The organism is Streptomyces sp. KLMMK (genome assembly GCF_036961605.1).
GTDB lineage: Bacteria > Actinomycetota > Actinomycetes > Streptomycetales > Streptomycetaceae > Streptomyces > Streptomyces telluris.
Genome location: NZ_JBAMDC010000167.1, coordinates 1 through 13,706 on the forward strand (window position 1 = coordinate 1; position 13,706 = coordinate 13,706).

Annotated in this window: 11 protein-coding genes, 1 pseudogene and 1 riboswitch; of the genes and pseudogenes, 10 read left to right on the forward strand and 2 right to left on the reverse strand. The window is 73.4% G+C overall.

The window, feature by feature from the left end:
• A pseudogene (locus V7793_RS21980) lies at positions 1-802 on the reverse strand (hypothetical protein); the annotation flags it as partial.
• Between the two features lie 185 nt (positions 803-987).
• Positions 988-1,061, forward strand: a riboswitch (cobalamin riboswitch).
• A gap of 112 nt (positions 1,062-1,173) precedes the next feature.
• Here V7793_RS21980 and cobN point away from each other — a divergent pair.
• The 7 genes from cobN (at position 1,174) to V7793_RS22015 (ending at position 10,357) form a co-directional block, all read left to right on the forward strand.
• A complete protein-coding gene (cobN, locus tag V7793_RS21985) occupies positions 1,174-4,800 on the forward strand; it encodes a cobaltochelatase subunit CobN (protein WP_336009088.1) in 3,627 nt (1,208 codons plus the stop codon).
• A gap of 108 nt (positions 4,801-4,908) precedes the next feature.
• Complete coding sequence (locus V7793_RS21990) at positions 4,909-5,562, forward strand: Crp/Fnr family transcriptional regulator (protein WP_336009091.1); 654 nt, start codon at positions 4,909-4,911, stop codon at positions 5,560-5,562.
• A 131-nt stretch (positions 5,563-5,693) separates the two neighbouring features.
• Positions 5,694-6,575: a hypothetical protein gene (locus V7793_RS21995; RefSeq protein WP_336009093.1), complete on the forward strand. Its 882-nt coding sequence runs from the start codon at positions 5,694-5,696 to the stop codon at positions 6,573-6,575.
• Positions 6,576-6,793: 218 nt separating this feature from the next.
• Positions 6,794-8,650 carry a hypothetical protein gene (locus V7793_RS22000; protein ID WP_336009095.1) on the forward strand — a complete coding sequence of 619 codons (1,857 nt, stop codon included), beginning with the start codon at positions 6,794-6,796 and terminating at the stop codon, positions 8,648-8,650.
• A complete protein-coding gene (locus V7793_RS22005) occupies positions 8,647-9,489 on the forward strand; it encodes a hypothetical protein (RefSeq protein ID WP_336009097.1) in 843 nt (280 codons plus the stop codon). Before V7793_RS22000 ends, V7793_RS22005 begins: the two co-directional genes overlap by 4 nt.
• Positions 9,489-9,689: a hypothetical protein gene (locus V7793_RS22010; RefSeq protein WP_336009099.1), complete on the forward strand. Its 201-nt coding sequence runs from the start codon at positions 9,489-9,491 to the stop codon at positions 9,687-9,689. Before V7793_RS22005 ends, V7793_RS22010 begins: the two co-directional genes overlap by 1 nt.
• Positions 9,686-10,357 (forward strand): restriction endonuclease, encoded by a 672-nt coding sequence (locus V7793_RS22015; RefSeq protein ID WP_336009101.1) that lies wholly within the window; start codon positions 9,686-9,688, stop codon positions 10,355-10,357. The genes V7793_RS22010 and V7793_RS22015 overlap by 4 nt, the downstream gene beginning before the upstream one ends.
• Here V7793_RS22015 and V7793_RS22020 read toward each other — a convergent pair.
• Positions 10,343-10,693 carry a YbaY family lipoprotein gene (locus V7793_RS22020; protein WP_336009102.1) on the reverse strand — a complete coding sequence of 117 codons (351 nt, stop codon included), beginning with the start codon at positions 10,691-10,693 and terminating at the stop codon, positions 10,343-10,345. The genes V7793_RS22015 and V7793_RS22020 overlap by 15 nt on opposite strands.
• 85 nt (positions 10,694-10,778) lie before the next feature.
• Between V7793_RS22020 and legP the strand changes: the two genes are divergently transcribed.
• The 3 genes from legP to V7793_RS22035 form a co-directional block, all read left to right on the forward strand.
• On the forward strand, positions 10,779-11,597 hold the full coding sequence (gene legP / locus V7793_RS22025; RefSeq protein WP_336009105.1) for a Dot/Icm T4SS effector Zinc-dependent metalloprotease LegP: 819 nt from the start codon (positions 10,779-10,781) through the stop codon (positions 11,595-11,597).
• Between the two features lie 86 nt (positions 11,598-11,683).
• Complete coding sequence (locus tag V7793_RS22030; protein WP_336009107.1) at positions 11,684-12,964, forward strand: VWA domain-containing protein; 1,281 nt, start codon at positions 11,684-11,686, stop codon at positions 12,962-12,964.
• A 14-nt stretch (positions 12,965-12,978) separates the two neighbouring features.
• A partial coding sequence (locus V7793_RS22035; protein WP_336009109.1) for a hypothetical protein occupies positions 12,979-13,706 on the forward strand: 728 nt, incomplete at its 3' end.

Here is a 13,706-nt window from a genome sequence, read left to right on the forward strand (position 1 = left end):
GGTCCGGCGGAAGCTCCCGTACGCGCCAGGCCGTACTCCCGTACGCCTCCAGCGCGGCCAGGAACCCGGCCGCCGCCACGACGGCCGCGCGCGGGGCGTCCGCGGCGGAGATCCGCAGGCCGGGACCGGCCGTGCCGAAGAACAGGCCGGCCCGCCCGGCGCCGCTTGCGATCAATGTCACATCGGGCCGGAGGGCCACGATGTCGCCCCGCCCGTCGTCCAGTCCGAAGAGGAATCTTCCGGAGAGGCCGGTCAGATCGGCGGAGACTCCGGGGACATCGTCGGCGCAGAGCAGTCCGTCCAGCTCACGGGCCCACTCCTGGACGTCGGCCGGGGGCGCGTCGGTCTCCGGCGGAGCCGCCTCCGGGCCGGAACCGGAACCGGAAACCTGGTGCCGGCCGTGCGGCCCGTCCTGGTGCCGGTCGTCCAGCCCGCACAGCGGCGACGCCGCCACGTTGCGGATCCGGTCGTGCCGGTCCGACGGCAGCAGGCCGTGCAGCCGCAGCCGCCCGGCGACGGCGCCGCCGCAGCCGGCGGCGAGACCGCGGAGCTGGACGTTGCCGCGCGAGGTGAGGTCGAGGTGCCCGTCGCCCAGCTCGTCCGCCACTCCGGCCAGCGCCTCGGCCTGACGGGCCGTCAACAACCCGCCGGGCAGCCGGACACGGGCCAGCGCACCGTCGTCCGCGGCGTGCAGGCGCAGCGCGCCGGGGCAGGCGTCGCCGCGCTCGCGGACGGGCCCCGCGGCGGGTGTTCCGGCACCGGAGCCGTCCCGGCCCGGGAGAGGTGCGGGGAGGGTGGACATGGCGGCGAGCATACCGACGCCCGTATCCGGCGCACGGCCCCGTACCGTACGCCCCGCGGTCTCCCGTACCGCTCGCCCTCCGCTCTCCCGTACCGCCTCCTGCCAGGGCTTTACTATGCTCAGCGGTGGAACAGCGCTCGCTCTCGCGGGCGCCGCTCCGCCAAACGCCAGCGACGGCGACAGGGGAGGAAGCCGGTGAGACTCCGGCACGGTCCCGCCACTGTGAGCCCGGCACTCCCGCCGGGCGAGTCAGGAACTCCCGCCGTCCTCCAACCGCCCGGGGCGCGGACCCCGAGGAAGGCTTGCCGCCGCATGCGCACATTCCGGTGCCGGGCACCCCGGGCGACCCTCGAAGCCCTGGGGAGCGCCGCGTGATCCTTCTCCTGTCGACGTCCGACACCGACCTGCTCAGCGCCCGCGCGGCTGCTGTTCACGGCGGCCCGGTCCCGTACCGGCTCGCCAACCCCGCCCGGCTCGCCCTCGACGACCTCCCGGCCCTCCTGGAGGGCACCGACCTCGTCGTCGTCCGCCTCCTGGGCGGCGTCCGCGCCTGGCAGGAGGGCCTGGACCTGCTGCTCGCCCAGGACCGCCCCGTCGTCGTCCTCACCGGCGAACAGGCCCCCGACGCCCAGCTGATGGAGGCCTCCACGGTCCCCATCGGCATCGCCGCCGAGGCCCACGCCTACCTCGCGCACGGCGGCCCGGCCAACCTCGAACAGCTCGCCCGCTTCCTCTCCGACACCGTGCTCCTCACGGGCCACGGCTTCGAGCCCCCCGCCGCCGCCCCCACCTGGGGCGAGCTGGAGCGCACCCCGCGCGCGGACAACGCCGGCGGCCCGCTCGTCGCCGTGCTCTACTACCGCGCCCACCACATGAGCGGCAACACCGCCTTCGTCGACGCCCTCTGCGGCGCCGTCGAGGACGCCGGCGCCCGCGCGCTGCCGCTGTACGTCGCCTCGCTGCGCGCCCCCGAGCCCGAGCTGATCGAGGCCCTGAGCGGCGCCGACGCCGTCGTCACCACCGTCCTCGCCGCCGGCGGCACCAAGCCCGCCGAGGCCTCGGCGGGCGGCGACGACGAGTCGTGGGACGCCGGCGCCCTCGCCGGGCTCGACGTGCCGATCCTGCAGGCCCTGTGCCTGACCGGCCCGCGCAGCGCCTGGGAGGAGAACGACGAGGGCCTCTCGCCGCTCGACGCCGCGACCCAGGTCGCCGTGCCCGAGTTCGACGGCCGCATCATCACCGTCCCGTTCTCCTTCAAGGAGGTCGACGAGGACGGCCTCCCGGCGTACGTCGCCGACCCCGAGCGCGCCGCCCGCGTCGCCGGCATCGCCGTGCGCCACGCCCGGCTGCGCCACATCCCCGCCGCCGAGAAGCGGATCGCGCTCGTCCTCTCCGCGTACCCCACCAAGCACTCCCGCATCGGCAACGCCGTCGGCCTCGACACCCCCGCCAGCGCCGTCGCCCTGCTGCGCCGCCTGCGCGAAGAGGGCTACGACTTCGGCGACGAGGCCGTGCCCGGCCTCGAGTCCGGCGACGGCGACGAGCTCATCTACGCCCTCATCGAGGCCGGCGGCCACGACCAGGACTGGCTCACCGAGGAGCAGCTCGCCCGCAACCCCGTCCGCATCCCCGCCGCCGACTACAAGCGCTGGTACGGGAAGCTGCCGCAGGAGCTGCGCGAGTCCGTCGAGGAGCACTGGGGCCCGCCGCCGGGCGAGATGTTCCTCGACCGCAGCCGCAACCCCGAGGGCGACATCGTCCTCGCCGCCCTGCGCCGCGGCAACCTGCTGGTCCTCATCCAGCCGCCGCGCGGCTTCGGCGAGAACCCCATCGCCATCTACCACGACCCCGACCTGCCGCCCTCGCACCACTACCTCGCCGCCTACCGCTGGATCGCGGCCTCCCGCGAGGACGGCGGCTTCGGCGCCGACGCGATGGTCCACCTCGGCAAGCACGGCAACCTGGAGTGGCTGCCCGGCAAGAACGCCGGCCTGTCCGCCGCCTGCGGCCCCGACGCCGCCCTCGGCGACCTCCCCCTCGTCTACCCCTTCCTCGTCAACGACCCCGGCGAGGGCACCCAGGCCAAGCGCCGCGCCCACGCCACGCTCGTCGACCACCTCGTGCCGCCCATGGCCCGCGCCGAGTCCTACGGCGACATCACGCGCCTGGAGCAGCACCTCGACGAGTACGCCCAGATCTCCGCGATGGACCCCTCCAAGCTCCCCGCGATCCGCGCCCAGATCTGGACCCTCATCCAGGCCGCGAAGCTCGACCACGACCTGGGCCTGGAGGAGCGCCCGGACGACGACGGCTTCGACGACTTCCTGCTGCACGTCGACGGCTGGCTGTGCGAGGTCAAGGACGCCCAGATCCGCGACGGCCTGCACATCCTGGGCGGCGCCCCCACCGGCGAGGCGCGCGTGAACCTCGTCCTGTCCATCCTCCGCGCCCGCCAGATCTGGGGCGGCACGGCGGCCCTGCCGGGCCTGCGCGAGGCCCTGGGCCTGGACGAGTCGGCGGCGACGCGCACGACGGCGGACGAGGCGGAGGAGAAGGCCCGCGCGCTGGTGGAGGCGATGGAGGCCGCGAACTGGGACCCGGCCGCCGTGCCTGCCGTCGTGGGCGATGCGGCGAACGCCGAGGGCATCGCCGCGATCCTGGACTTCGCGGCACGCGAGGTCGTCCCCCGCCTGGCGGGCACCACGGCCGAGCTGGACCACGCCGTCCACGCCCTGGCGGGCGGGTTCGTCCCCGCCGGCCCGTCCGGCTCCCCCCTCCGCGGCCTGGTCAACGTCCTGCCGACCGGCCGCAACTTCTACTCCGTCGACCCCAAGGCCGTCCCCAGCCGCCTCGCGTGGGAGACCGGCCAGGCGCTCGCGGACTCGCTCTTGGAGCGCTACCGCACCGACAACGGCGACTGGCCGCAGTCGGTGGGCCTGTCCCTGTGGGGCACGAGCGCGATGCGCACGGCGGGCGACGACGTCGCGGAGGCCCTGGCCCTGCTGGGCGTCCGCCCGGTGTGGGACGAGGCGTCGCGGCGCGTGACGGGCCTCGAGCCCGTCGCCCTCGAAGAGCTCGGCCGCCCCCGCATCGACGTCACGCTCCGCATCAGCGGCTTCTTCCGCGACGCGTTCCCGCACGTCATCGGCCTCCTGGACGACGCGGTGCGGCTCGCGGCGTCCCTGGACGAGCCGGCCGAGCAGAACTACGTCCGCGCCCACGCCCAGGCCGACCTCGCCGCCCACGGCGACGAGCGCCGCGCCACGACCCGCATCTTCGGCTCCCGCCCGGGCACCTACGGCGCGGGCCTGCTCCAGCTCATCGACAGCCGCGACTGGCGCACCGACGCCGACCTCGCGGAGGTCTACACCGTCTGGGGCGGCTACGCCTACGGCCGCGGCCTCGAAGGCCGCCCGGCCCGCGAGGAGATGGAGACGGCGTACAAGCGCATCGCGGTCGCGGCCAAGAACACGGACACCCGCGAGCACGACATCGCCGACTCCGACGACTACTTCCAGTACCACGGCGGCATGGTCGCCACGGTCAAGGCCCTGCGCGGCAAGGCCCCCGAGGCGTACATCGGCGACTCCACCCGCCCCGAGACGATCCGCACCCGCACCCTGGTCGAGGAGACCTCCCGCGTCTTCCGCGCCCGCGTGGTCAACCCCCGCTGGATCGAGGCCATGCGCCGCCACGGCTACAAGGGCGCCTTCGAGCTCGCGGCGACCGTGGACTACCTGTTCGGCTACGACGCCACCACCGGCGTCGTCCCCGACTGGATGTACGACAAGCTCGCCCAGACCTACGTCCTGGACCCGGAGAACCGCGCCTTCCTCCAAGAGGCCAACCCCTGGGCCCTGCACGGCATCTCCGAGCGCCTCCTGGAGGCGGAGAGCCGCGGCATGTGGGCCAAGCCGGACGCCGACACCCTGGCGGCCCTCCGCGAAGCCTTCCTGGAGACGGAGGGGGACCTGGAGGGCGGCACGGACGACGAGTAGCGAGTAGTCCGACAATCGCACGGCGCGTGCCGGTCGCTTCACCTACTGTGCTGCCCCATGGGTGGGCAACCGCACGGGGGACGGAAGCGGCCGGCACGTGCCTTGGGAGTGACCTTCGCCGAGCTGATCGGGCCGTCGTCCTGGGCCGGGCTGCTCGAAGAGGGGCACGTGCGATCGCACCGCGCCGGGGACGTGCTGTTACGGCAGGGCGACCCCGGCACGCACGCGCTCGCGCTGATCCGTGGAGCCGTCAAGGTGACCCGTGTGGAGCGGGACGGCCGGGTGCGCGTACTGGCCTTCCGCGGTACGGGCGACGTCGTGGGCGAGGCGGCGGCCGCCCACAGCGGGGTCGCCCGGCTGGCCACGGTCGAGTCGGTCTCGGCGTGCACCGTCGCCGTCGTGGAGAAGGACAGGTTCACGAAGTTCGTCGACGGGAACGGCCTGTGGCCCGCCCTGCACGAGCACGCCCAGATCCGGCTGGCAGAGTCCGACAGCGCCCGTTCCGGTTACGGCGGGTCCTGCCGTCGGCTGGCCGGAGCGCTGCTGGCGCTCGTCGCGGCCGTCGGCGAGACGGCGTCCCCCGAGGGCCTGGAGCTGGCCGTCACCCGGGCCGAACTCGCCCAGTACCTCGGCGTTTCACGCAACACCGTGAGCAGCAGGCTGGGCGAGATCGGCGAGAGTGTCGTCGCCGGGAGGCGCAAGAGCATCGTCATCCATGACATCGAGGGCCTGCGGGCGGTGGCCGCCGATGCGGACGCGTAACGGCTGAGTGACGCAGGCCACAAGCGCTGTGCACTCGCGGTGCACAACGCCGCCGGCGACTCCACGAGCATCTGAGGCACCCGCCCGGCGCACTCCGCGCGCCGGGAAAGCCTCGGACAGAGGAGTCGCCCATGCCCAGCACCGGACTTCCCCCCGGCGGCCCGGCCCCCTGGAGCATCAGCCGGGACCTGCCGCCCTACCGCGGAATCCTGGCCGTGGACGCCAAGGACTTCACCGGCAGGCCCGCGGTCGAGCACGTCAGGATCACCACCCTCATCCCGCAACTCCTGCAACAGGCCCTCGAGCGCGCCGGCCTGGGACAGCTGTGGCAGGACCAGCGGTTCGCCAACAACACCGGCGACGGATTCGTCTTCGGCTTCGACCCCACGGCCCTTCCGCGAGTGATCCACCCGTTCCTGGTCGAACTGCAGGAACTGCTCACCGACTACAACATCCACGCCACGGCCACCGGCCGCCTCCGTCTGCGCGTCAGTCTCCACGTCGGGCCGCTGCCCGATTCCGAAGCGCCGGGCGACGGAAACGGCACGCCCCGCAACGACACGCACAGGCTCCTGGACTCCACGCCCGTCAGGGCCATCCTGGCCGCGTCGAGCGAAAGCATCACCCAGGTCGCCGCGATCCTCTCCCAGCGCGTCTTCGAGGACGCCGTGCTCTCCGGCTACACCCGCCGCCACCCCGACCATTTCATCGAGGTACCCGCCACGGTCGAGGGCAAGAACTTCCAGCAACGGGCCTGGCTCTACGTACCCACCCCCTCGGGCAGCCTCTACGACCGGCGGCTCCTGGGCGAACGGGAGCCCGAGCCCCAGCCCGGGCCCCAGCCCGAGGCAGCCCCGGCCGAACCCGGACGGGCACCCGTGCCCGAACCGGACCGGGCACCCGCCGTGACCAACAACTACGGCTTCCTCTCCCACGCCAAGACCGTGCGCGGCGGCCAGCACCAGCACATGCACGGACCCGGTGCCGGGAGCCAGGACGGCGCCGGGCGATGAGCGGGGAACCGAACGGTCCGGCAGAGCCTACGGCGCCCCCGGACTTCGCCCAGATCTTCGGGGAGATGGGCGGACCGTCCGTCATCTGGAACATGGGCACCGTCACCTTTGCGCATACGGTCGAGGGCGGACAGCACATGGGCGCCCCAGCCGCTGCGCCTGGTGAGCCGGTCGAGAGCCGCGAAGGTGACATTGCCGCAGAGCAGACCCTCGCAGCCATGAGCGGTTTCGCTGAACCGGACTGGTTCGCCCGGGCCCTCGAACAGGCCGGCAGCCGCGTGGTCTTCCTCATCGGTGCGCCGGGCAGCGGTCGCCGGACTGCCGCGCTGAACCTGCTGCAGCGGCACACCGGAAGCTTCGCTCTGCGGGCCGTCGACTCCGACGTCGACCTTGCCGCCTGGACCGTCGGCGGTACCGGAGTCCGTGGCTACCTGGTCGATGGCCTCCTGGAGACGCGGACCCTCGCCCTCGGAAGCATCGCGCTGGACAACCTGAGGAGGCAACTCGACCGGTCGGGCGCCTGCTTGATCGTCATCACCGAACAGACGCCGCAGATCCTCGCCCATCTGAAGGGCGTCCTGCACGTCGACCCCGTCCGGGCGACGCCACCGCCTGCACGAGCGGTCCTGGACGCCAAGCTGGCCACCGTCTTCCGCGACCCGGAGCGACGGAGGTCGGTCCTGGCCGCACTTCCGGCTGGCTTCCTCGACGAGACCCTGCAGCGTCGGCCCGGGCCGGCGCAGGTCGTGGAGATCGTCTCCGAGATCGTCCAAGTGGCGGACGGGACGACCGAGCCTGCGGCCATCGGCCGGCACCTGAGCTTCCACGCCGCCGACCGTGCTCCCCAGCTGCTGCGCTCAGTCCGTGACAGCCCGGATGACCTGGCCTTCCTCCTCGCCACTTGTGTCTTCGAACACTTCGACCACACCGTCGTCGAGGAAGAGGCCCGGCGGCTGCTGGAGGTCGCCGCCGGACGCCTCGACGCCGCCCCTCCCGACGCGGACACCGGGACACCGGTGAGGAACCCCGGCTTCGTCTTCCTGCGTTCCAGGAAGGAGCGTCTGGCCGCCATCGAGGCGGGCCGCGGCCCCCGGGAGGTACGAGCCGCTTCCACCCACAGCTATGCCGTCGAACCCGTGGCCTTCACCCGGCACCTCCAAGGCCGGGCCGTACTCGACCTCGTATGGCGCGAGCACCGCGACGCCGGTGAGCTGCTCGTGGAATGGCTGCAGCAGACACCGTCGGCTCACAGGGCCCGCGCCGACCGCGCCGGCTTCATCCTCGGCCGGCTGGCGCAGTGGAGCTCGGGCGGCCGGGCGCTCGCCCCCATCGAGCAACTGGCCTACTCGAGCAGGCCGGGCGACTGGCGGATGGCCGCCCGGGCCTTCGGCGCCGCTTCTGCCGACCCCGTCCTGGCCACCGCCGTCAAGAACCGGCTGCGCGGCTGGTCCCGGGTGGCTTCCGAGTCGCTGCGCTGCACGGCGGCGCTGACGTGCGCCACGGAGTTCGGCCTGGCCCGTCCGGAGGTGGCGCTCGCCCTGCTGCACACCACGGTGACGGCGCGGGACGACGGATCCGACGCCGTCGAATCGGCGGTCCGGCGGGCGTTGCTCTCGCTGTTCGCCGAACCGGCCCTCCGGCCACGGGTGGTCGAGGCCCTCGTCCAGTGGTCGCGCCCGGCCGGAGCGGCCAGGCGTACGGCATGCGCGGCCGTCGCCCAGTTGCTGAAGACAGCGGCCACGGTGAGGGAGCCGGGGGAGTGGTGGAGCGCTCAGCTGCTCTCCGGGGACGCGCCCCCGGGGGCGGAACTGATCCGCTCCGCGCTCATGGAACCGACGAGTTTCGACACCGCCCGCGCCGCCCTCCTGGAGTGGCAGCGGCGCGCGGCCACCGATTCCCGCCGGGCACCGGCCGTGGAGCGGTTGGCGGAGGTGCTGGCCCCGCACCTGCGCGGTGGTGTGCTCCGGCTGTTCACCGACTTCGAGCGCGCCATGCCCGCCCCCGGCGCCGAACGCGCCGGCCTGGCCCTCGCGCAGTGGCGCGGGACCGGCACACCACAGAGAGGCCTCGCATGACCACCACCGTCTACCATCCCGTCGCCGCCCCGGCCGCACCGCTGTGGACCCGGGGCCGGCGCAGCCCCCTCCGGGAGCTCGTCCGCTTCCGGCTGTCGCACCTGGACCACGTGGCGCTGGTGCTGGTCGAGTCCGGCGGGCGGGCCGGTTCGGAGCCCGCGGAGCGGCTTTCCCTGCTGAAGGCCCTGACGGGTGGGTACGAGGAGGCGTACCTCGTCGACACCGGTCCGCGCACCGGGGTGTGGCAGCTGCCCGTCGGCGCCGAGCCGGCCATGCTGGAGATCACCTGGTGGGTCGCCGACCCGGCGCGGGCGGTCCTGAGCGGCCCCGGCCCGGCGGATCCCTGGGCCACCGTCAGCGGGCACCTGGACAGTCTGCTGCAGACGATGGCCGCGCGCGCCCGGGCCACGGGACAGGACCTCACCCCGCACCACGTCGCCCAGTACTTGTCGCGGCCGCAGCCCCTGGAGGGCACGGGCCTGGCCTGCTGTGCGGAGACCACGGTGCCGGCGTTCGAGCTGCCGCGGGCGGGAGGGGGCGACAGCGCCCCGCCTCAGTTGTGGTCTCCACAGCGGCGCGAGGAGTACGAGTTCTACCTCCAGGCGGTCCGCACGGGCCCCGACGCGCTCGCAGCCCTGTGGCTGCTGCACCATCCGAACGAGGTCCGGCACGTCCTGGAATGGGTCACCGATCACCCGAGGGCCGCCGAAGCGCCGTCCCCCGGACGAGACGTGATCTACGAGATCCTCAACCGGCTCTCCGCGGAGGAGCGGGAACAACTGGCCAAGGCCACGGCCGAGCGCATCCGCGTCATGACGGCACCGGAAGGAGAGGTCTGATGCCCGGCGACAGGTACTACCGGCGCGGACACTGGGTGCGGATGCCCGCCCCCAGGCGTCGTACGAGTGGTGTGTGGTTCGGTCTCGCGCTCGCCGCCTTCCTCGGCTGGGGCCTGCTGAACGGGTGCACCGCGGAGGAGGCGGACACGCCTCACGGCCCCCGGCCCGCGCCCTCGGCAAGCTCGGCGGAGTCCCGGTGATACCGCGGCGCGCCCCGGGCGGGAGGCGGCTGCGGCGGCCCCGTACCCGGGCCGAGACGACGGCCGCGCTCGTCGCGCTCCTCTTCCTCGCGCTGATCGTGCACCGCCTGCTCGGGCTCCTTGCCGGGCTCGGCGCGTACGCCTGGCTCCTCGTCCTGGGCGTCCCGCCGGCCGCGGCCTGCTGGTGGCTCGTCGCCGCCCCGGGCCGGGTACGACGCCGGGCCGGGAGGGTTCCCGGAGCCCTCAGGCTGTCCCTGCAGCACGTGGACGCCCTCTCGCCGGGCCAGTTCGAGCTGGCGGTACGGGACCTGATGGAGCGTGACGGCATCGTCGCGCGGCACGTCGGCAGCCGGGGCGACCAGGCGGCCGACGTCATCGGCAGGGACAGCACCGGGCGGGTGTTCGTCGCCCAGTGCAAACACACCGCGATCGGCGGGCGGGTGGGTTCCCGTGTGATGTACGAAGTGAAGGGGACGGCCGGGCCCGTGCACGGAGCCGACGTGGCCGTGGTGGTGACGAACGGCGGCTTCACCCGCGATGCGCGGGCCTGGGGCGAGCGTCACGGCATCCACTGTGTGGACAGGGACCGGTTGCGCGAATGGGCCGAAGGCCGGCGCACCCTGGCGGCGCTGCTGGGGGTGCGCGACGCCGGGTCAGGGCACCGGTGACAGTTCCACGGTCACGGTCGGGGGTGTTGCCGGGTGGCTTTTTCTGGTGATCCAGTCGCCGTGGGTGACCGTGCCCGAGTCGTCGAGGTCCGCATGGGCGCGGATCGTGTAGCGGGTGCCCGGGGGCGGTGGGGGGAAGGCCAGGCGTACGCGGGGGTACGGGGGGTGGTCCAGGCGGGTGCGGGGGAGGCGGGCGTGGGCCACTGTGCGGGACGGGGCGTCGGCCGTGCTCGTGTCCTCCACGGTCACGTGGAGGGTCAGTGGCGTCCGGGGCGCGGCGGCGCCCGGTGCCAAGGTCACTTCGACTTCGATTTCCGCGAGGTCCGCAACGGACATACGCCTCACCTCTTGTCAGACAGCATATCTCTCAGTATTTTCCGGAATTGAGACCTATAAGGTTGACGGAAGTCGGGGTGGAATCATGTCCCCTGCTGAGACCAATGATGCCGGTGCGGGCCGCGGTGAATTCCGTGCGGTGTCCCCGGCGAAGACGGTGAGGACCGCGCTGATCGCCGGTGCGACCTTCGAAATCCGGGCCGTGCAGTACGTGGAGATCGACGGACTGGCGGTATTCGAGGGGGATATCGTCCTCGGTACCGCGGCCGAGGTCGAACGGCGCACGGAGGCGGCGCAATTCCACCCCGAAAGGGGACTTCCGCAGTCGGCGGTGGTCGTCGTCGGGCCGGGCGTCCGCTGGCCGAACCACGTGGTGCCCTTCGAGATCGACCCCGCGCTGCCGAACCAGCAGCGGGTCACCGACGCCGTCGCGCACTGGGAGTCGCGCACGCAGATGCGCTTCCCGCGGCGGGCCGGGCAGCCGGACTACGTGCGGTTCGTACCGGGCAACGGCTGTTCGTCGTTCGTCGGCCGCCGGGGCGGCCGCCAGGACATCACCCTCGGCGGCAACTGCAGCACCGGCAATGCCATTCACGAGATCGGGCACGCCGTGGGGCTGTGGCACGAGCAGAGCCGCGAGGACCGGGACCGGTTCGTGACGGTCCGCTTCGAGAACGTCATCCCGGGGTTCGAGCACAACTTCGACCAGCACATCGCGGACGGCGACGACGCCGGTCCGTACGACTACGGGTCGATCATGCATTACCCGAGGGACGCCTTCTCCCGGAACGGACTGGACACCATCACCCCCACCGACCCCAATGCCGTCATCGGTCAGCGGATCGGGCTCAGTCCGCGGGACATCGACGCCATCCGCGCGATTTTCGATCCGGCGCCCGCGTAAGGGCAAGGGCAGGGGCCGGGTAAGGGCCCCGTAACCCCGGGTACTTCGAGTTGGGCCCCCGGCCGGTGATCACTAGGATCATTCCAATGATCATCAGAAAACGGCTGGCAGCGGGCGCCTGCGCCCTCCTCGCCGCCCTGGCCGGGGGCATCGCGCCGGCGAACGCCGCCGACGGCCCCCCGAAGGATTCCCCGAAGGTCGAGCTGGTGCTGGACGTCAGCGGCTCGATGCGCGCCCAGGACGTGGACGGCGGCAGCCGCACCCGCATGGCGGCCGCGAAGCAGGCGTTCAACGAGGTCATCGACGCGGTGCCGGCGGACGTCCGGCTCGGCATCCGGACCCTCGGCGCCAACTACGCCGGTGACGACAAGGAGCTCGGCTGCCGCGACAGCAAGCAGCTCTACCGCGTCGGCCCCGTCGACCGCACCGAGGCCAAGACCGCCGTCGCGACGCTGCAGCCCACCGGCTGGACCCCCATCGGCTACGCCCTGCGCGGCGCCGACCAGGACCTCGGCACCGACGGCGGCACCCGCCGCATCGTCCTCATCACCGACGGCGAGGACTCCTGCGGCCAGCCGGACCCGTGCGATGTGGCCCGCGAACTGGCGGCCAAGGGCACGCACCTGACGATCGACACCCTCGGCCTGGCCCAGGACGACAAGACCCGCGAGCAGCTCAGCTGCATCGCCGAGGCCACCGGCGGCACGTACAGCACCGTCCGCCACACCAAGGAGCTGTCCGGCCGGATCAAGCAGCTCGTGCGCCGGGCCGAGACGCCCGTCGAGACCCCGAAGCCCGTCCGGGGCGCCGACGCGTGCTCCAAGGCCCCTGAGATCGGCGCGGGCCTGTGGACCGACCGCGAGACGTTCTCCGAGCACCGCTGGTACCGCGTCGACGTGAAGCCGGGTCAGGAACTGCGCACGTCGGTGAGCATCGGCGCGGACCGGGCCGTCGACCGTGACTACGGCGTGCTCGTGCGCGCCGTGAGCGAAGGCGGCCAGGAGCTCGTCCGCGGCGCGGAGTCCGGGAGCGGGCGCACGGACGTCATCTCGTCCGGCCTCCGCTACCCGTACGGCCAGGCCGGGGACAAGGACAAGGCCAAGGAGGACGGCAAGGAGCCGCGGACCGTCTGCCTGGAGGTCTCCAGCTCCTTCTCCGCCCCCTCCGGCGTCAAGCGCGACCCGGGCCTGCCCCTCGAGCTGGCCGTCGACCTCGTGGACGCCCCGGACGACCCCTCCGACCTGGCCGCCTTCGGCCTCGGCCGCGGCTGGGTGCTGCTGGCCGTCCTGGCCCTGACCGGGCTGATCGCAGGGCTGGTGTGGGGCTGGGTCTCCCGCTGGCGCGTCACGGTGTGGAGGGCGAACTGATGAGACTCCCCTTTATGGCCCCCACGACCCGCGCGGCCTCGGCCGCCCTGCTCGCCGCCGCCGCACTGTTCACCTCGGCCGGCGCCGCCGCGGCCGCCTCCCCGAGCCCGAGCACCCCGGCGGGCGAGGACGGCGCGCCCACGGAGGCCGGGACGGGCTTCCGCACCGCCACTGTCCTCAAGCAGGGGCAGAAGGCGACCGCCGACGCCTCCACCGGTGACTACCTCTACTGGCAGTTCCCCGCCGGGGCCGGCCAGCAGCCGCAGGTGAAGGCCACCGTGAACCTGCCGGAGGCGGCCACGCGGCACGGCTCCGCCGTCTGGCAGCTCGACGTCTACGACGGACTGCGCCGCCGCCAGGCATGCGCCTCGGGCGAGCCGGCGAAGCGCGCCTCCGAGCAGGACGCGACGGTGACCCTGACCTGCACACTGCGGACCGTCCGCCCATGGTCCGAACGGTGGGCCAACGACCCGCTGCCCGGCGCGTACTACATCCGCCTCACCCTCACCGACGCCCCCGACCGGGACCACGGCCTGCCGGTGAAGGCGGAGGTCGAGGCGACGGCGAAGGACGCGGGCGGCGCCCGCGCCGAGGGCGGCGAGGTGACCCCGCTGCACGCCGCGGCCGTCAAGGAGCCGGAGGGCGGCTGGAACGGCAGCTGGTGGTCGGACCGCTGGGCCTGGACCGTCGGCGGCGCCGTGCTCGGCGCGCTCGCGGCCATCGGCGGCTACGTGCTGACGCG

Bases quoted from the DNA above. Each gene is read 5' to 3' on its own strand.
- V7793_RS21995 (WP_336009093.1), top strand. From the start codon at position 5,694: ATGCCCAGCACCGGACTTCCCCCCGGCGGCCCGGCCCCCTGGAGCATC.
- V7793_RS22000 (WP_336009095.1), top strand. From the start codon at position 6,794: ATGAGCGGTTTCGCTGAACCGGACTGGTTCGCCCGGGCCCTCGAACAG.
- V7793_RS22005 (WP_336009097.1), top strand. From the start codon at position 8,647: ATGACCACCACCGTCTACCATCCCGTCGCCGCCCCGGCCGCACCGCTG.
- V7793_RS22010 (WP_336009099.1), top strand. From the start codon at position 9,489: ATGCCCGGCGACAGGTACTACCGGCGCGGACACTGGGTGCGGATGCCC.
- V7793_RS22020 (WP_336009102.1), bottom strand. From the start codon at position 10,693: ATGTCCGTTGCGGACCTCGCGGAAATCGAAGTCGAAGTGACCTTGGCA.
- legP (WP_336009105.1), top strand. From the start codon at position 10,779: ATGTCCCCTGCTGAGACCAATGATGCCGGTGCGGGCCGCGGTGAATTC.
- V7793_RS22030 (WP_336009107.1), top strand. From the start codon at position 11,684: ATGATCATCAGAAAACGGCTGGCAGCGGGCGCCTGCGCCCTCCTCGCC.